At 74.4% G+C, this 18779-nt stretch carries 11 protein-coding genes; 5 read left to right on the top strand and 6 right to left on the bottom strand.

Going from position 1 to position 18779, the window contains the following annotated elements:
- Window positions 1–81: 81 nt before the first annotated feature.
- Window positions 82–477, bottom strand: a complete 396-nt coding sequence (locus ACFYZR_RS25845; RefSeq protein ID WP_391914236.1) for a cupin — start codon at window positions 475–477, stop codon at window positions 82–84.
- Complete coding sequence (locus ACFYZR_RS25850; protein ID WP_391914238.1) at window positions 474–1934, bottom strand: MFS transporter; 1461 nt, start codon at window positions 1932–1934, stop codon at window positions 474–476. The genes ACFYZR_RS25845 and ACFYZR_RS25850 overlap by 4 nt, the downstream gene beginning before the upstream one ends.
- A gap of 57 nt (window positions 1935–1991) precedes the next feature.
- Between ACFYZR_RS25850 and ACFYZR_RS25855 the strand changes: the two genes are divergently transcribed.
- The gene (locus tag ACFYZR_RS25855) at window positions 1992–2657 is read left to right on the top strand and encodes a TetR/AcrR family transcriptional regulator (RefSeq protein ID WP_391914240.1); all 666 of its coding nucleotides are present in this window, start codon (window positions 1992–1994) and stop codon (window positions 2655–2657) included.
- Window positions 2658–2857: 200 nt separating this feature from the next.
- Window positions 2858–4165: a DUF1266 domain-containing protein gene (locus ACFYZR_RS25860; RefSeq protein ID WP_391914242.1), complete on the top strand. Its 1308-nt coding sequence runs from the start codon at window positions 2858–2860 to the stop codon at window positions 4163–4165.
- A 67-nt stretch (window positions 4166–4232) separates the two neighbouring features.
- On the opposite strand, the gene ACFYZR_RS25865 is transcribed toward ACFYZR_RS25860, so the two are convergent.
- The gene (locus ACFYZR_RS25865; protein WP_391914244.1) at window positions 4233–5213 is read right to left on the bottom strand and encodes a glycoside hydrolase family 25 protein; all 981 of its coding nucleotides are present in this window, start codon (window positions 5211–5213) and stop codon (window positions 4233–4235) included.
- A gap of 337 nt (window positions 5214–5550) precedes the next feature.
- On the opposite strand from ACFYZR_RS25865, the gene ACFYZR_RS25870 reads away from it, so the two are divergent.
- The 3 genes from ACFYZR_RS25870 (at window position 5551) to ACFYZR_RS25880 (ending at window position 9168) form a co-directional block, all read left to right on the top strand.
- The gene (locus tag ACFYZR_RS25870; RefSeq protein WP_391914246.1) at window positions 5551–6567 is read left to right on the top strand and encodes a CapA family protein; all 1017 of its coding nucleotides are present in this window, start codon (window positions 5551–5553) and stop codon (window positions 6565–6567) included.
- Window positions 6568–6749: 182 nt separating this feature from the next.
- Window positions 6750–8030 (top strand): phosphatase PAP2 family protein, encoded by a 1281-nt coding sequence (locus ACFYZR_RS25875; RefSeq protein WP_391914248.1) that lies wholly within the window; start codon window positions 6750–6752, stop codon window positions 8028–8030.
- A 121-nt stretch (window positions 8031–8151) separates the two neighbouring features.
- Complete coding sequence (locus ACFYZR_RS25880) at window positions 8152–9168, top strand: aldo/keto reductase family protein (protein ID WP_391914250.1); 1017 nt, start codon at window positions 8152–8154, stop codon at window positions 9166–9168.
- Between the two features lie 122 nt (window positions 9169–9290).
- Here the strand turns inward: ACFYZR_RS25880 and ACFYZR_RS25885 are convergent, their stop codons facing one another.
- The 3 genes from ACFYZR_RS25885 to ACFYZR_RS25895 form a co-directional block, all read right to left on the bottom strand.
- On the bottom strand, window positions 9291–10499 hold the full coding sequence (locus tag ACFYZR_RS25885) for a cytochrome P450 (RefSeq protein WP_391914252.1): 1209 nt from the start codon (window positions 10497–10499) through the stop codon (window positions 9291–9293).
- Window positions 10496–10726, bottom strand: coding sequence for an MbtH family protein (locus ACFYZR_RS25890; RefSeq protein WP_391914254.1), 231 nt, complete (start codon window positions 10724–10726; stop codon window positions 10496–10498). The genes ACFYZR_RS25885 and ACFYZR_RS25890 overlap by 4 nt, the downstream gene beginning before the upstream one ends.
- Before the next feature lie 70 nt (window positions 10727–10796).
- Complete coding sequence (locus tag ACFYZR_RS25895) at window positions 10797–18371, bottom strand: amino acid adenylation domain-containing protein (protein ID WP_391914256.1); 7575 nt, start codon at window positions 18369–18371, stop codon at window positions 10797–10799.
- Between the last annotated feature and the right edge of the window lie 408 nt (window positions 18372–18779).

An 18779-nucleotide genomic window follows, 5' to 3' on the forward strand; every position in this document is an offset into this window, starting at 1 on the left:
GAACCCGCCCCGGCGCGGCTGCCGTGAGCTCTGGGCGGCGGGTGGTGGCCCGGCAGCAGGGTCTGCCGGGCCACGCTTCGGTCAGTGGGTGTCGGTGCGCCTTTCGAGACGGGTGCCGTGGCGGAGGGTGATCGACATGAGGTCGCTCGGAGAGTCCAGTTCCAGGCGGTGCCAGCGGCCTCGGGGGACGATCACGGCGGCGCCCGCCGGCAACCGCACTGCCTCGCTGGATTCGTCGGGTCCGGTGGGGCGGAAGTGGATCCGGGCGCCGCCTGCCAGGCAGCACACCGCCTCGTCCGCCTCCGGGTGCATTTCCCAGTGGTCGACGTGGACGTCGGCGTCGGTCTCCACGTGGAAGGTCGCGATCTGCCATGCGCCCGAGTCGCTGCTCGCCATTCGGCGTTCGGCGGCCCGGACGTCGCCGTCGGGGTGGAACAGCAGGGCCGAGGCGAACAGGTCGATGGGTGTCGTCGTCATGACGGTGTTCCTTCCAGTTGATTCTCTGCGGGGGTAGGGGTGGGGGTGGCGGTTTGCGGGGTGGTCGGCACGGCGCGGTGGCGGGGCAGTACGGCGACCGCCACGGCCGCGGCGAGCAGGAAGAGCGCGGCGGTGACCGCCAGGCCCAGGGCGTAGCCGTCGTTCAGAGCGGCGGGGTCGGTGGCCGTGCCGGTGCGGTGCGCCGCGACGGTCGCGAGGACGGCCAGGCCGATGCAGCCGCCGAGTTGGCGGGAGCTGTTGAAGACGCCTGATGCCATGCCGGCCTCGCGGGGGGTGATGCCTGTGGTCGCGGCGGCGGCGACCGGGGCCAGGACCAGTCCGGTGCCGATGCTGGTGAGGACGGAGGGGCCGAGTACGTCGGTGAGGAAGCCGCCGTCCGGTTCGATGGTGGAGAACCAGGCCAGCCCTGCGGCGGCCAGCAGCGCGCCGGGCACCAGAGCCGCGCGCGGGGAGCGGGAGGAGGTGATGCGGGTCGCGGCGACGGTGCCCGCGACCAGGCCGACGGAGAAGGGCAGGAACGCGGCACCGGTGGCAGCGGCGCCCATGTCCAGGACCTGTTGCAGATACAGGGACACGAAGTAGAAGGCGGTGAACTGCCCGGCCGCCGCGAGGAACACCAGGACGTTGGCGCCGGCGACCCAGCGGCTGCGCAGCAGCCCGAGGCGCAACAGTGGTGCCGCGGCCCGGGATTCGGTGACGACGAAGGCGGCCAGCAGTACGGCCGAGGCGGCGAGGGCCACCAGCGTGGCCGGGGAGCCCCACCCGACCGTGTCGGTGCGGACGACGCCGAACACCAGCAGCCCGATTCCGCCGGTCGCCAGGACGGCGCCGAGCATGTCCGGAGCCTCGCGCCGGGTGGGAGGTGCGTCGGCGGGCACGCCCGCGTGGACCAGTGCGAGAGCCGCCGCGACGATGGGCAGGTTGATCAGCATGACCCACCGCCAGCCCGCGTACTGCGTGAGCAGCCCGCCCGCGAGCACACCCAGCGCGCCGCCCGCCGCGTTCACCGCGCTCCACACCCCGAGCGCCCGGGTGCGCCGAGGCCCCTCGGGGAACGTGGCGGTCAGCATGGCCAGCGCGGCCGGAGCGGCTGCGGCGGCGCCCAGGCCCTGGCCGGCCCGGGCGGCGACCAGTTGCCAGGGCGCCTGGGCCAGCCCGCCCGCCAGTGAGCACAGCCCGAAGACCGCCAGGCCCAGGGTGAAGAGCCGACGCCGGCCGTAGAGGTCGCCGGCCCGGCCACCCAGCAGCAGAAGCCCGCCGAGTGTGAGCGCGTAGATGTGCACGACCCAGGAGAGGCCGAGCGGGGTGAATCCCAGTGCGAGGCGGATCGCGGGCAGCGCGACGTTGACCACCGACATGTCCAGGGCGACGACGAACTGCGCGACGGCAGCCGCGGCCAGCACGGCTCCGGGACGCCCCCGTAAGTTTCTGTACATGTAAGAAAACTACCGCCTGGTGCGCCCCGGTGTCGACACCCAGGGGATGATGGGGGCATGCCGCAACCGCCCGCACCGCGCAAGACCCCCGGCCGACCTCCCCGGATCTCCCGAGACGAGATCATCGGGACGGCCCTCCGGATCCTGGACGAGGAAGGCGTGGACCGGTTGACGATGCGTCGGCTGGCCACGGAGGTCGGCAGTACGCCCATGGCGCTCTACCATCACGTCCGCAACAAGGACGAGCTGCTCGTGCTGCTGCTGGACGACTACGCGACACGGACACTGCGCCGGCCCGAACTGCCCGACCGGCCCCGCGAGCGGGTCGTCGTCGCCGCGGAGGCGATTCACGAGGTCCTGGCGGCCTGCCCCTGGATCGTGACGGTGCTGACCGCTGACGACCTGCTGTCCAGGACCGCGCTGTGGTTCGTCGAGCAAATAGTGGACGGGTTCGTCGACTGCGGGCTGACCCCCGACCAGGCCGTGCACGGTTACCGCGCGATCTGGTACTACACAGCCGGAGAGATCATGGTCCGGGCGGCAGCGGCCCGGCGACGCGCGGAAGACGACCGTCCCGTCCACCGGGAGAGCGTCTTCGCCGACCTCGACCCCGAAGAGGTTCCCCGGTTGGCGCAAGTCGCCGGCCGATGGGAGGCGCTGACCGCCCAGGACACCTATTCGGACGGGCTCCGAGCCCTGGTGGACGGCCTCGCCGCCCGGTAACGGCACACCGCCGCCACCACGTCGCCCACCAGCGACCACGCACTCCTGTGGTCACCACACGGAGGAAGGCGTCCCGTTGCCTCGTTCAACCCCCTTGACCTGCGGCCTCACGCGTAAACGCAACGGCGTCGTCGGTTAACGTACCCGCGTGATCTTGCGGTCGTCATCGGGGCGACGGGCACAGGACGGAAGGAAACCCCATGCGGACGGCGTCGGGGGACCATGCCCACGAGGAGGGCCTTGAGGAGGAGGACCACGAAGAGGTCTTCCCCTTCGTCCCCGCCCCCAGGGACGGCACCCGCTGGACGGCGCCCACCGACGTCGAACAGCAGCTGTACCGGCTGACCCGCACCGGCAACGCGTACGCCTATCTGCGCATCCTCGCCATCGAGGGCGTCTACTACCCCGTGCGGCTCGACGAGGCGCGGGCGGCCGGCGAGGACGAGTTCCCCATGCTGACCGTCCCGCTCGCCGACGGGCGCGTCGCCGCGCAGGTCTACACGGCCGGCCTGCTGCCGCGCACGCATCCGCACCTGGTCTACGAGTACGCGACGCTCGGGGCGCTCGCGGGGATCCTCCCCGGCGACGTGGACATCCTCGCGGTCAACGCCGCCACGCCCTGCGAGGAGTACTTCTCCACCGACGACGACGAACGGGAGACCTGGCTCGACCTCCACCACGATCTGTTCGAACCGGACGGCCTGGGCGACCGCGTGGTGACCCGCCGTACGGGCGCCCCGCCGCCCGGCCCGCTGCTGCACGGCCTGGCCTGCGGCGCCCATCTGTGCTTCCAGAACGGCGACGCGTGGAACACCCCGCACTGGCACGGCTCGGGCTACCGGGGCGAGGTCGAGCGGATCGCCGCCGGCTGGTCCGTCCACGGGCGCGACGACTGGCGCTCGACGCAGGAGCGGCTGCTCGACGGCGAAGTGAGCCCCTGGTACTGGGACTTCGTCCTCGGCGCCCGCGTCGCGCTCGCGCCCGGCTCTCGGCGCGGCCACGTCGATCCGCAGCGGTGGCGCGCCCTGGTCGAGGCTGAGCTGTGGGCCCGCGCCCGGGAGAACGGAGTCCCCTCCGGCGACCCGGAGTTCGCCGGCCTCGTGGCGCACCTGCGCACCCTGGTGGGCGAGATCCTGCGGTACGAGGCGCGGTTCCGCGCCGACGGGCTCCTGCCTCCCGACGGGGTCGTACGCACGATCGCCGCCTGGGACATCGGCCGCGGCTCCAGCATGGCCCGCTGGGGCCGCGGCGCCCGGTACGCCACGGAGGCCGAGATGCTCACGGCCCTGGAGCGCGCCTCCAAGGCCGCGCGGGACGCGTACGGCTCGTGGGAGGAGTTCTCCGCGGGCTATGTGCTGGGCCGGTGCCTGCACTTCGACGAGGAGCGGTTCGGCGCCTGGTACACGGAGGTCCTGGAGGCGCATCGCGCGCTGGTCACCGACCCGGAAAGCCCATGGCGCACGGTGCCTTTCGCGGACGAGCGGGACGGGCGGGAAGGGCTGGGATGAGCGGGGCGGGCGACACGGCCCGAGGTGACGTGGCGCCCGGCCGCCTCCCGCCCGGCCCCCGCCCCGGCTACGCGACCTGCCGGCCCACGAGATAGCCCGTCAACGGAGCCGTGGACCGTATCCGGACCTTGTCCACGACGCGGTCGGCGGGCAGGTGGAGGACGAGCTTGTCCCCGGCGACGGTGACCGGGACGGGCCCGGCCGCCCGGCCCCACGCGCCGCCCTCGTCATGGAAGGCGGTGGTGACCTGGCCGTCCTTGCCCTGGGCGGAGAGGATCAGCCAGATGGGGCCGTTGCGGGCGCCGCCCGCCGGCGCGGCGAGGGTGCCGGCGGGCTCGACGGGCAGGTCGAAGTCAGCGTTCGCCGGGACATCGAAGTAGGAGTACATGTCTTCCTCCGTATAGCGGGCGGGAGGGGTGGGGGGAGTGTGCTGGAACGACAGGCTCCAGTCGCGGAGTTCGGCCGTGCTGCCGAGGGGGCAGTAGTCGCGGTCGACGCCGCCGGCCTCGCTGTACTGGTGGAAGAGCCAGGGGTCGCGGATGCCGGGCCGGCCGGCCGGTCGTCCTGCCGTGGCGATCCACAGGAAGTCGCCGCAGTTCGAGGTCCGGTCGACGTTCAGCCAGTACTCGAGGTTGCAGTACATGCCGACCGCGTGGTCCGGCATGCTGCCCTTCACGTACTCCAGCCAGGCGTCGCGGTAGACGAGCTGACGGGATTTCGGGACGTTCGCGTTGGCGTCGTCGTAGCCCTCCCAGTCCAGGACGATGATGTCGCCGGGGCGCCAGGCGACCTGCCGGAGGAAGTAGTCGGCCTCCGCGCGGGGGTCGTTGGCCATGTGGGGGTAGTGGTAGGCGCCCCAGACGAGACCGTTCGCCTTGGCGTGGTCGCGCTGGGAGACCCATTTGGGGTTGATGTAGCCGAGCCCTTCGGTGATCTTGACGAAGACGAAGGAGAGCCCGCTGATGTCGGGGGTGGAGGACTGGTACGAGGCCCAGTCCTGGCCGAGGATGCCCATTCGGTGCCTCTTCGCGGTGAGCCGAGTGCGCATGGCGGTGATGGTGGGGGACCGCGCCTTGGCCGTCCGGGGCCGGCCGGCGCGGGGGTGGCCGGGACAGCGTCGTACAACGGTTCGCTTCCGGCAAGCGTCCCGGCGGACGAAATGCCTCTCCTCGGCCTCCCCCGGCCTCTCCCCGGCCTCTGGCCCCTCCTCGAACGTCGCGCTGACGAAGCGCACCGAGGTCCCGGACGGTCGTGTCCTCCGGATGCGCCCAGGCATGTTCGGGCGCAGGCTGGACGCATGTCCGGACCTGCGCGGATCCACCTTCGCGGTGAGCGCGCGCACGAGGACGGTGTGTGAGGGCACCGCCCGGACGGAGGCGGAGCGGATGGCGCCGATCACGGTGGCGATGGCGGGCGACACCATGCTGGGACGCGGGGTCGGCGAGCGGCTCGGGGAGATCCCGGAGCCCGCGACGATCCTGAGCGAGGAGATCCGGGACGTCATCGCCGGGGCGGATCTGTGCGTCCTCAATCTGGAGTGCTGCGTCTCCGGCCGGGGCGAGCCCTGGGCGGCCCCCGGCAAGCCCTTCTTCTTCCGGGCGCCCCCGCCGGCCGCCGCCGTCCTCGCCGAGCTGGGTGTGGACTGTGTGACCCTCGCCAACAACCACGCCCTCGACTACGGCTACGACGCCCTCGCCGACACCCGCGAGCTGCTGACGGCGGCCGGCATCCGGGTCGTCGGCGCCGGGGCGGACGTGGCCGCCGCCCGCGCGTACACGGTGCTGGAGGCGCGCGGGGTACGGCTGGCCGTGGTCGGCGTCACCGATCACCCGGACGACTTCGCCGCCGGCCCCGACCGGCCCGGCGTGGCCTTCGCGGATCTGCACAGGGGAGTGCCGCACTGGCTCACCGAGCTGGTGGGGCGGGCCGCGGCGGAGGCCGACGCCGTGCTGGTCACCCCGCACTGGGGACCCAATATGACCTCGGCGCCGCCCCACCACGTACGGGCCGCCGCGGCGGAGCTGCTGGCGGCCGGGGCCACCCTGATCGCCGGGCACTCCGCACACGTCTTCCACGGCGTGGCCGGATCCGTGATCCACGACATGGGCGACTTCGTCGACGACTACGCCGTCGACCCCGTCCTCCGCAACGATCTCGGGCTGCTCTTCCTCGTCACCCTGGACAACCCCGCGCCACCGGACGGCCCGGCCCCGGCGCGCTACCGGCCGGTCCGCCTGGAGGCCCTCCCCCTGTGGCTCGACTACTGCCGCACCGAGCCGGCGCGCGGCGAGGACTGGGAATGGGTCCGTGAGCGCTTCTCCCGGGCCTGCGCCGCCTTCGGCACGCCCGTGACCGTACGGGGCGAGCGACTGTTGGTGGAATGGCCGCCCACCTCCGAGTGACCCCCGTCACATGGAGGGCCGTGCGCCCACGGCCGCGCCGGAAGGGTGTTCACGCCGCGCGTGTAGCTTTTGCTGTGCAGCCGTGCCGATGACATCTGCGCGGCATGTACCCGTCACCCGACCGTACGCATACCGTGCTGCCGCCCCGGTACCGCCGTACCGATACGAAGGACGCCCCACCCATGCCCTACGTGCGCCACTGGTTGCGCAACTCCATCCTGCTGTTCGCGGTCGCGATCGTGCTCGGGCTGGTCGCCGCGCACACCACGCTGATCCAGCCGCACGATCTGTCGCTGGACCGGACGATCCAGACCAATCTGCGCACCCCCTGGCTCAACCACGCGATGGAGCTGGTCAGCTACTGCGCCTCGCCGGTCGCCGGCGTGCTGATCCTCGTGGCCTGGAGCGGGTGGCTGTTGTTCGTGCGGCGCCGGCCGACCGCCGCGGTCGCCACCTTCCTCGTGGTCGCCGTCGGCTGGAACAGCACCCAGGTCGCGAAGGCCATCGTGGCCCGTGAGCGGCCGCCGCGGCAGTTCTCCCTCGACCCGGAGATCGGCTCCAACAGCTTCCCCAGCGGTCACACCGCCTTCACCGTCGCCGCCGTCGTGGCCGCGTACTTCCTCCTCCGCGAGACCCGGCACCGCCGTACCGTCCTGGTCTGCGGTGTCTTCGCGGTCCTGCTCGTCGCCTTCTCCCGGATGTACATCGGCGCCCACTACCCCACCGACACCTTCGGTTCGGTGCTGATCGCGGGCTCCGCCATCCTCTTCGTCACCGGCGTGTGGCACGCCTGGCTGCTGCCGAGGCTCGACACGCTGCCGCTGGTGGCGCCGCTGCTGACGCGCTTCGGCCTCGCGGAGGAGCGGGCCGCGCTCGCGCCCGCCGAGGACGACGGCCATGGCGGCGACGACCACGACGGCCACGAGGGCCGCGACGGCCACCCGGAGCAGGGCCACTTCGGCCAGTACGGCGGGTACGCGCAGCAGGCCCAGCAGGCCCAGCAGGCCCAGCAACCCCCCCACGCCCAGCAGCCCCAGCACAACCCGTACGGGCAGCACGACGCGTACGGCGGGCAGGGCCAGTACGGGCAGCCCCCCGCCCAGGGGCAGTACGGACAGCAGGGCGCCTACGCCCCGTACGGGTACGGGCAGCAGCAGCCCGAGCAGAACGGCCAGTACGGGGCGTACGGCCAGCACGGCCAGCACGGCCAGCACGGCCAGAACAACCAATACGGGGCGTACGGGCAGTACGGGCAGTACAACGGCCACGCCGGGCAGGGCGGCCAGTACGACGGCGGTGGCCAGGGCGGCCAGGGCGGCGGCTACGCCGGCCAGTACGACGGCGACGCCGGGCAGGGCGGCGGCTACGGTGGCCAGCCGGGCGACTGGACCGACGGCCCGTCCGAGGGCGGACGGCACGGGGCGGGCGGCGACCCCTCCGCCGGCGGGTGGCACCGCCGCTGAGGCGGCGGCCCGAACCGGAAAACGGCCGAAGAGCACCACGTCATGGCGGACTTCCCACGGGAGGTCCGCCATGATCCTTGTTAACCCCCGCCGCGCGTGGGCCCGTTGATAGCGTGCGGCCATGGACTTCCGTCACCTGGGACGCAGCGGACTGATCGTCAGCCGGATCGCCTACGGCAACTGGCTCACCCACGACGCGTCGCGCGGCGAGGAGACCGAGCGCGCCTGTGTGCGCGCCGCCCTCGACGCCGGCATCACCACCTTCGACACCGCGGACGTCTACGCGGACACCCGCGCGGAGGAGTCCCTCGGCCGCGCTCTGAAAGGGGTGCGACGCGAGGGGCTGGAGATATTCACCAAGGTCTTCGCCCCCACCGGGCCGGGCCGCAACGACCTCGGGCTCTCCCGCAAGCACATCCGCGAATCGATCGACAACTCCCTGCGCCGCCTCGGCACCGATCACGTGGACCTCTACCAGGCCCACCGGTTCGACCCCTCCACGCCGCTGGAGGAGACCATGGAGGCCTTCGCCGACGTGGTCCATGCGGGCAAGGCCCACTACATAGGCGTCTCCGAGTGGACCGCCGACCAGATCCGCCGGGGCGCCGCGCTCGCCCGGGAGCTGCGGATCCCCCTGATCTCCAACCAGCCGCAGTACTCCGCCCTGTGGCGGGTCCCCGAGGCCGAGGTGATCCCCGCCTGCCAGGAGCTGGGCATCGGCCAGATCGTCTGGTCGCCGCTGGCCCAGGGCGTGCTCACCGGCAAGTACGAGCCCGGCGGCCAGTGGCCGGCCGGTTCCCGTGCCACCAGCGAGAACGACGGCTCCGAGCTGCTGGGCGGCTGGCTCAAGGACGACGTCCTGCGCCGGGTCGCCGGGCTGCGGCCCGTCGCCGACGGGCTCGGGCTGACCCTCGCCCAGCTCGCCCTCGCCTGGGTCCTGGCCCGTCCCGGCGTCGTCACGGCCGTCATCGGCGCCTCCCGGCCCGAGCAGATCACCGGCAACGCCGAGGCCGCCGACGTCGCGCTGGACGAGGAGACCGTCGCCCTGATCGACGCCGCGCTCGCCCCGGTGGCCACCACGGACCCGGGCGAGACGGCGAAGAGCAGCCCGGGTTCGCCCGACTGGCGCACGGCCTAGCGCGAACGGCAGGAGGCCCGGCCCCGCTCTCGCGGGACCGGGCCCCCGGTCCGGTGCCCGGCCGGCCCGTCAGCCGGCTGCCACTCGACCGGCCACTACTCGGCCGGCTACCGCTCAGCCGGCTACCACACGACGGGCAGCTTCAGCAGGCTCCGCACCTGCATGCCGTCCTTCCACTCCAGCTCCTCGAACGGCACCGCGCAGCGCATCCCGGGGAAGCGCTCCAGCAGCGTCGCCAGCGCCACCTGGAGCTGGAGCCGCGCCAGCGGCGCGCCCAGGCAGCGGTGGATGCCGTAGCCGAAGGCCAGGTGGGGGTTGTGCTCCCGGCCGATGTCGAAGCGGTCGGCGTTCTCGAAGACCGTCTCGTCGCGGTTGGCCGAGGGGATCGCCGGCAGGACCGACTCGCCCGCGCGGACCAGCGTGCCGCTGAGTTCCACGTCCTCCGCGGCGTAGCGGGCGAAGGTCACGTGCGAGATCAGCGGGACGTAGCGCAGCAGCTCCTCGACGGCCTGGGGGACGAGCGCGGGCCGCCGGACGAGGGTCTCCAGCTGGTCCGGGTGGGTGAGCAGGACGTAGAGGGAGTCGATGAGCTGGGAGGAGACCGTCTCGTGGCCCGCGATCAGCAGCACGCTGATCAGCTCGACCATCTCCTTCTCGGAGAGCCGCTCCTCCTCGTCGCTGGCCTTGACCATGCCGCTGATGAGGTCCTCGCGGGGCTCGACGCGGCGCTCGCGCACGAGCTTGGCGATATAGCCGTGGAGGGCGTCGGTGCCGTCCTGGGTCTCCTCGGCCGTCATCACGGTCGTGGCGGAGAAGGCGTCCATCCACTGCCGGAAGTCGTCGCGGTCCTCGAAGGGCACGCCGAGCAGGTCGCAGATGACGGCGCCCGCCATCGGTACGGCGTACTCCTCCATCAGGTCGCCGGGGGCGCCGCGCGCCACCAGCCCGTCGAGGAGCTCGTTCGCGACCCGCTCGACGCCGGGGCGCATCAGCTCGACGCGGCGCATGGTGAAGACCCGCGAGAGCAGCCGGCGCAGCCGGGTGTGGTCGGGGGAGTCCATGCCCAGGATGCTGGTGTGGATGGGCAGCGGCGTCAGCCGTGACTCGTCGTGGAGGGCGGCCAGGGCCCGGCTGAAGCGGGGGTCGCCGAGGATCGTCTTCATGTCGGCGTGGCTGGTGACGAGCCAGGAGTCCTCGCCGAAGGGGCAGCCGACGCGGACGACGGGCTCGTCCCTGCGCAGCTTCGCGTAGATGGGGTCGACGTCGAGCCCGACGGCCTCGTTGAACGGGTAGGCGGGCGGGGTCTGCGCGGTGCTCCGGGGCTCGTTCACGCGGTCCGCACCTCCGCGACCCGCTCGTACCGCGCCACGAGGCTCTTGGGCCGCATGTCGGTCCAGTTCTCCTCGACGTGGGCGAGGGCCTCCGCGCGGGTGCCCGGGCCGCGGGCTATCGCCCAGCCGGCGGGGACATCGCTGAAGGACGGCCACAGGGAGTGCTGGCCCTCGTCGTTGACGAGGACCAGGAAGGTCCCTTCGGGGTCGTCCCAGGGGTTGTTCACGATGCTCGTACCTCTCTGTCGTTGCGTAGCAATTGCGTTGCCGATGCGTGCGATCAGGGAGCGCCGGTCCTCAGGGGGTGCTTGTTCCCTCCGGCGGCCCGTCGGGGCGCGGGAAGAACCCGGTGGAGACGAAGTGGCCGGCGTAGGCGTGGATCAGGCGGCGGTCGGGGGCGGGGAGGGCGGGGCCCGAACCCGCCAGCCCCGTACGGACGTTGGCGTCGTCCAGGCGGACGCGGCCCAGCCGGACGAGGGCGGGCAGGACGTCGCTCAGGAGCACGGCGGCGTCCAGCCCGGCGGCGGGGTCCGCCTCGGCCCGTTCGCGCAGCGCCCGCACCCAGGCGTCCCGCTCGACGCCCGCGAGCCGGTAGCCGTACGCCCGGAGGTGGTCCAGCAGGGTGGCCAGGGGCAGCGGCCGGGGGCAGACCAGGTGGTGGGTGAGGCCGAGGCTCTCCTCCCGGCGCGCGAGGCGGACCACGGCGGCCGCCGCGTGGTCGGCGGGGACGAGGTCGACCACGGCCGGGGGCTCGTCCGGGCCGGTGAGCCGGGGTGCGGAGCCGAGGACGAGCATGGCCCGGACGAGCTGCCACAGGACGTCGTCCTCCGGCCCGGCCCCGCCGGTGGAGTGGCCGCTGATCCGGCCCAGGCGGTGGACGGTCACCGGCAGGCCGCGGTCGGCGGCCGCCCGGACGAGCTGTTCGGCCACCCACTTGCTCGCCGTGTAGCCGTCGGCCGCGACCTCCGGCGCCGGGACGGTACGGCTCTCCGGGATCTCCTCCGGCAGCGCTCCCGTGCCCACCGCGACCGAGACGGTGGAGATGTGGTGGACCGGAACGCCGCTTCCGGCGGCGAGCCGCAGCACCTCGCGCGTCCCGGCCACGTTCGCCGCGCGCAGCCGGTCGTAGGGGTCGACCGCGCTGACGCGGGCGCCGTTGTGGTAGATCGCGTCGAGCCGCCCGGCCAGTTCCGCGAACCGGGCGGGGTCCAGGCCGAGCAGCGGCTCCTCCAGGTCGCCGGGGACGGGGACGACCCGGACGGCCACGCCCTCCTCGCCCAGCCCGTACCGGGCCAGGCCCGCCCGGATCCGCCGCCCGGCGTGCCCGGCGTCCTCCGCCCGCACCAGGCAGTGGACTTCGGCGTCCGTACGGTCGAGGAGCTCGCGCAGCAGGAACGGGCCGACGAACCCGGTCGCGCCGGTGAGCAGCACCCGCTCGGGCCCGGGAGCGCGCTCCGCCCGCCGGCCGACGGTGAACCCGGCGTCCAGGACGGCCTCGGCGGCCAGGTCCACCGGCGCGGCCGGGGCGGGTCCGGACGTGCCGTCGACGGCCGCCAGCAGGGCCGCCACCGACTGGTGCTCGAAGAGCGCGCGGACGGGCAGCTCGACGCCCAGCCGCCGGCGCAGCCCGCTGATCACCCGGGTGGCGAGCAGCGAATGCCCGCCCAGGACGAAGAAGTTGTCGTCGAGGGTGACCCGGGGGACGCCCAGGACCTCGGCGAACAGCCCGCACACGATCCGCTCGCGCGCGGTGCGCGGCTCGCGGCCCGTCGACAGCGCCCCGAAGTCCGGTGCCGGGAGCGCCGCCCGGTCGACCTTGCCCGTGGCGGTGACCGGCAGGGCGTCCAGCACCAGGACGGCCGACGGGACCATGTGGCCCGGCAGCAGCGCGGCCGCGTGGGCGCGCAGCGCGGCGCCGTCCGGGCCCGGCGCGTCACCGGCGGGCACGACGTACGCGGTGAGGTACGTGCCGGCCCGGTCGTCCCGGCGGGCGACGACGACCGCCTGGGCCACCTGCGGGTGGGTGCCGAGCGCGGCCTCGATCTCGCCGGGCTCGACCCGGAAGCCGCGGAGCTTGATCTGGCCGTCGGCGCGGCCGATGAACTCCAGCTCCCCGTCCGGGTTCCAGCGGGCCAGGTCGCCCGTGCGGTACATCCGCCCGCCCGGCTCCCCGAACGGGTCGGCCACGAACCGCTCGGCCGTCAGCCCCGGCCGGCCCAGATAGCCCCGGGCCAGCCCGGCCCCGGAGATATGGAGCTCGCCGGGGACCCCGGGCGGCACCAGGCACAGGTCGCGGTCCAGGACGTAGGCCCGGGCGCCCACGGTGGGCCGGCCGATGGGCGGCGCGCCCCCGCCGGACAGCGGGGCGCTGAGGGTGGCGCACACCGTGGTCTCGGTGGGCCCGTAGCCGTTGAGGAAGCGGCGCCCTGCGGACCAGCGGCGGACCGTCTCCCCGCTCGCCGCCTCACCCGAGACGATCATCGAGGTGAGCGAGGGCAGGTCCGCGGGCTCCAGCACCGACAGCGCGGCGGGCGGCAGCGTCGCGTGGGTGACGCCGTGCCGCTCCATCAGCGCGGTCAGGCCGGGGCCGGGGGCGGTGACCGAGGCCGGGGCCATCACCAGCGCCGCCCCCGTCAGCAGCGCGCCGCACAGCTCCCACACGACGCCGTCGAAGCTGTGCGAGGCGAACTGGAGCACCCGGCTGTCCGCGGTCACCCCGAACCGCCGCAGCTGCGCCCGGACGACACCGGTGAAGCCCGAGTGGGTGACGACCACGCCCTTGGGACGGCCGGTCGAGCCGGAGGTGTAGATGACGTAGGCGGGGCTCGCGGCCTCGAGGGGGCGCGGCCGCTCGGCGTCGGTGATGTCGCCGTCCCAGTGGGCTCCGACCGCGCGCCGCGTCTCCTCCCGGTCGAGGACGACGCGGGGCAGGTCCGGTGCGCCCGGCAGGGCCAGGGACGTCGCGAGGTCCGTCAGCAGCAGGCCGGGCGCGGCGTCGTCGAGCATCAGACGCAGCCGGGCCTCCGGATAACCGGGGTCCAGCGGCAGATAGGCCGCGCCCGCCTTGAGCACGGCCAGGGTGGCCACGACCGCGTCCGGTTGGCGGGGCAGGGCGATCGCCACGGTCCGCTCCGGGCCGGCGCCGTGGCCGAGCAGATGGCGGGCCAGCCGGTTGGCGCGGGCGTTGAGCTCACGGTACGTCAGCTTACGTACGCCGCCCCCGCCGTCGTCGAAGAGGACGGCGGTCGCCTCGGGCGTCCGCCGCGCCTGCGCCTCGAACAGCTCGGGCAGGGTGGCGGCGGGCACGTCCTCGCGGGGGTAGCCGCCGAGGGCGAGGAGCCCGGCGCGTTCCCCGGGGAGCAGGACGTCGAGGGCGCCCAGCCGGCGGCCGGGGTCGGCGGTGACGGCCTCCAGCAGGAGGACGAACCGCTGGACGATCCGCTCGACGCCCTCCCGGTCGAACAGGTCGGTGCTGTACTCGGCCACCCCGTCGACGCCCAGCGGCCGCCGGTCCGGGCCGTGCCGCTCGGTGAGGGAGACGGACAGGTCGAAGCGGCAGGCCCCGGTCGGCCACGGCAGCTCGGTGACCGCGAGGCCCGGCAGCTCGGGCGCGCCCTGCGGGGCGTTCTGGAGGGCCAGCATGACCTGGAACAGCGGGTGGTGGGCGAGACCGCGCGCGGGCGCGAGGGCGTCGACCAGTCGCTCGAAGGGCACGTCCTGGTGGGCGTAGGCGGCCAGGTCGGTCTCCCGGACCCGGGCCAGCAGGTCCCGGAAGGAAGGGTTGCCGGAGGTGTCGGCGCGCAGCACCAGGGTGTTGACGAAGAAGCCGACGAGCCCGTCCAGGGCGGGGTCGGTGCGGCCCGCGACCGGGCTGCCGATCGCGATGTCGGTGCCCGCGCCGAGCTTGGTCAGCAGGGCGGCCAGCGCCGCGTGCACGACCATGAAGGGGCTCGCGCCGCAGGAGCGGGCCAGTTCGTCGATCCGCCGGTGGAGGTCCGCGTCCAGGGTGAAGCGCAGGGTGTCGCCGCGGTGGCCGGCCACCTGCGGGCGGGGCCGGTCCAGGGGCGGCTCGGTGCGTTCGGGCAGCCCGTCGAGGGCGCCCTTCCAGTAGGCGAGCTGGCGTGCGGCCGCGCTGCCCGGGTCGTTCTCGTCGCCGAGCAGCTCGCGCTGCCACAGCGTGTAGTCGGCGTACTGGACCGGCAGTGGCGCCTCGTCCGGCGCGCGGCCCGCCCGGCGGGCGGTGTACGCGGCGGCCAGGTCGCGCCAGAGCGGGGCCAGCGACCAGCCGTCGCAGGCGATGTGATGGACCACCAGCACGAGGACGTGCCGGCCGGGCCCGGCGGTGAACAGCCCGGCGCGCAGGGGGATGCCCCCGGCGAGGTCGAAGGGCCGCCGGACCGCCTCGTCGACGGCGGCGTCCAGGGCCTCCGGGGCGACCTCGGTGACGGTCAGCGGCGGCCGGGCGGCGGCCGGGTCCAGGACGAGCTGGTACGGCACCCCGCCGTCCTCGGGCAGGACGGTGCGCAGGCTCTCGTGCCGCTCGACGAGGTCGCCGAGCGCGGCCCGGAGCGCCGCCCGGTCCGGCTCGCCGTCCAGGGCCAGCACCAGCGGCACGTTGTAGGCGGCCCCCGACTCCGTCAGGCGCTGGAGGAACCACAGCCGCTGCTGGGCGAAGGACAGCGGTACGCGCCCGGGGCGCTCCGCCGGGAGCAGCGGGGGCCGTTCGCCTTCCGCCGCCTTTCGGACGGCGCCGGCGAGCCCGGCGACGGTCGGTGTCTCGAACACGGTCCGGACGGGGAGCTCCAGGCCCAGTACGGTCCGCAGCCGCGCGGTGAGCCGGGTGGCGGACAGGGAGTGGCCGCCGAGGGCGAAGAAGCTGTCGTCGACGGTGACCCGGGAGACGCCGAGGATGTCGGAGAACAGCCCGCACAGCAGCTGTTCGAGGGGGTCGCGCGGGGGCCGGCCGTCGGCGGCGGAACCGGTGTCCGGTTCGGGCAGGCGGCGGCGGTCGACCTTGCCGTTGGGGGTGAGCGGCAGGGCGTCGAGGACCACGGTGGCGGCGGGCAGCAGGTACTCGGGGAGCCGCTCGCGCAGATGGGAGCGGACGGAGGCGAGCAGGGCGCCGGTGTCGCGGGCGGTCGCGGGGGCGTTGACGAGCGAGGCGAGCGGGACGCCGGTGGGCTCCTGGCCGCCCGGGGCGCCGGGGGCGCGGCCGGTCAGCTCGATGTCGAGGGCGTCGTCGGCGGTCGTGGAGGCGGTTGCGGACGCGGTGGCAGTTGCGGACGCGGAGGCGGTCGTGGACGTGGTGGCCACCACCCGCAGGCCGAAACGTTCCGCCAGGTCGTGGAACTCCTCCAGGAGTTCGCCGCCTGTCTCGTCGCGGCCGGTGCCGAGGGCGGTGACCTCGCCACGCTCCTCCAGCGCCCGGGCCGCCGCCGCGACGGTCGCGAGCCGCCCGTCGGGGACGCCCGTGACCCGCAGCCCGCCGGGGTGGGTGCTGCCCAGCAGGGGCGCCAGCGCCGCCGTGGAGGTCACGTCCCGGCCCCACCGCAGCGACGCGGCGGGCGGCGGGGGTGCTGTGGGGCCCTCGGCCCCGGCCTTGCGCAGGACGGCGTCGTAGCGGTAACGGGTGAGCTCGTTGGCGTACCGGCCGCGCTTGACGCGCACCTCTGCGCCTTCGGCGCCGGGGACGGTGGCCGCGAGTTCCGTGAAGTAGGCAGGGTCGACGAGGAGTTCCTTCTCGCGCACCACGCTGTGCTCGACGGCGGCGCGGAGCACGGCGGGGTCGGCGGGCGGCTCCGGGCGGCGCAGCTGGACGTCGGTGTGGAAGCGGCGCAGCCGCCGCAGGTCGCGGATGTCGCCGGCGAAGACCGCGCCACCGGGCGTGAGCAGGCCGAGGGCCTTGGTGAGGACGTCCGTCAGATAGCGGCCGTCGGGGAAGTACTGGGTGACGGAGTTGACGACGACGGTGTCGAAGAACCCGGCGGGCAGCTCGTCGATCCGGTCGGCGGGCAGGGCGCGCAGCTCCACGCGGGAGGCGAGTGCCGGGTCCCGCCCCACGAGCGTGCGCAGGCCCTCGATGACCTGGCCGGAGAAGTCCGTGCCCCAGTAGGACTCGCAGTCGGGGGCCAGCCGGGACATCAGCAGGCCGGTGCCGACGCCGATCTCCAGCACCCTGCGGGGGCGCAGTTCGCGGATCCGCTCGACGGTGGCGTCGCGCCAGTGGCGCATCTGCTCCGGGGGGAGGGGCAGTCCGTCGTAGCTGCTGTTCCAGCCGGAGAAGTCCTCGCCGAAGGGGGCGTGGGCGACGTCGCTGTACAGAGCGTCGTAGATCTCCCGCCATTCGCCGATCTGCTCGCCGGTCTGCTCCGGCGCCCCGTCCCCGGCGTCGTCGGCCGGGGTGTCGGCGGGGACGACGTAGCCGACGAGGCGTTTGTCGCCGGGGCGGTCCTCGCGGACCACGACGGCCGCCTGGGCGACGCCCGGGTGTCCGGCGAGGACGGCCTCGGTCTCGCCGGGCTCGACGCGGAAGCCGCGGATCTTCACCTGGTCGTCGCCGCGGCCGACGAACTCCAGCAGCCCGTCCGGGCCGCGGCGTACGAGGTCGCCGGTGCGGAACAGCCGTTCGCCGGGCCCGCCGAGGGGGTCGGCGACGAACCGTTCGGCCGTCAGGCCCGGGCGCATCCAGTAGCCCCGGGCCAGGCCCGTGCCGCCGAGGTAGAGCTCTCCGACCTCGCCCGGCGGCACGGGCCGCAAGGAGGCGTCGAGGATCTCGGCGCGCATGCCGTCCATGGCGGAGCCGATGGGCACGACCGTGTCCAGGGCGCCCGGTTCGGTCACCCGGTGGCAGGTGGCGAACGTGGTGGTCTCGGTGGGCCCGTAGCCGTTGACGACGGCCGTGCCGGGGCAGGCCGCCAGCACCCGGCGGACGGCGGCGGGGGAGACGGCGTCGCCGCCGGTCCACACCTCGCGCACCCCCCGGAAGCACGCGGGGTCCTCCTCGGCCAGCACCGCGAAGAGCCCGGCGGTCACCCACAGCCCGGTCGTCCCGGTGGCGGCCACGACGGCGGCGATGCCGCGCGCGTCCAGCTCGCCCGGGGGCGCCACGACGACGGTGCCGCCGGTGAGCAGGGGCACCCACAGCTCGTAGGTGGAGGCGTCGAAGGCGTGCGGAGAGTGCAGCAGGACGCGCTCGTGGGCGCCGCCGTGCCACGCGGGGTCCCGGACGAGGGCGGTGATGTTCCCGTGGGTGACGGCGACGCCCTTGGGGGTGCCGGTGGAGCCGGAGGTGAACATCACGTACGCGAGGCGGCCGGGATCGGCGCCGGCCTCGGGGGCGGCGGGGCCGGCGGCGGGTTCCCGGTCGTCGTCTTCCCGGTCGTCGTCGGCCCGCAGGACGCGTACGCCGTCGCCGAGCCCGGCGGGCGGGGCCGTCCCGGCGTCGGTGAGCAGGGCGCGGGCTCCGGTGCGGGAGAGGATCCACTCCAGCCGGGAGGCGGGGTGCCGGGGGTCCAACGGCACGTAGCAGCCACCGGCCTTGACGATCGCGAGGAGGGCGACGACCAGGCCGGCGGAGCGGTCCATCAGGACGGCGACGGTGTCGTGCGGCGCCACGCCCCGCGCGGCCAGCCTCGCGGCCAGGCGGTCGGCCCGCGCGTCCAGCTCCCGGTAGGTCAGGGACGTCTCCCCGTCCCCGGACGCCACCGCCGTCGCGTCGGGCGTCCGGCGGACCTGCCGGGCGAACGCACCGGTGAGGGTGGCGAGTTCGTCGAATTCATCGGGTACTTCGTCGATTTCATCGGGTACGGGGGCGGCGGGGCGCCGGCCGGCGGTGAGGGGCCGGAGTGCTGCGGAGCGGTGCTGTGCGGACACGCGTCGACATCTCCTCTGCGCGGACGTCACCGGGCCGGCGGCGGTCTGCCGGCGGTCCGTCCGTCCGCGGTTGGGCAGGCACAGGTGCGCGCCGGGAGGGCCGGAAGCGGCCCCGGGCGACGCCTAGCGATCATGTCTCGGTCCGCCGGATCGCAAACCCCCCGGGTGATCCCTTCCGGCCGTTCTCGGCGCGGCGTCCGCCGGGAGCCGGGGCGACCCCGGGTAAGGCGCGGGTGCGCCCTGCTGATCAGCGGCGTCCCGGGCCCGGGGCCCGGGTGGGCGACTCCGCCCACCGGGCCCCGGCCAGGCGTGCGACGCCACCGGGAAAGCAGCGAATTGGCGTGAACATGTGCCCTGAGGTGAACACTTGGGTGCGTTGTCGAGCGAAAGCCGGACACAACCTCTGAC

Origin of the sequence: Streptomyces sp. NPDC001678 (assembly GCF_042892945.1) — a bacterium.
GTDB lineage: Bacteria > Actinomycetota > Actinomycetes > Streptomycetales > Streptomycetaceae > Streptomyces.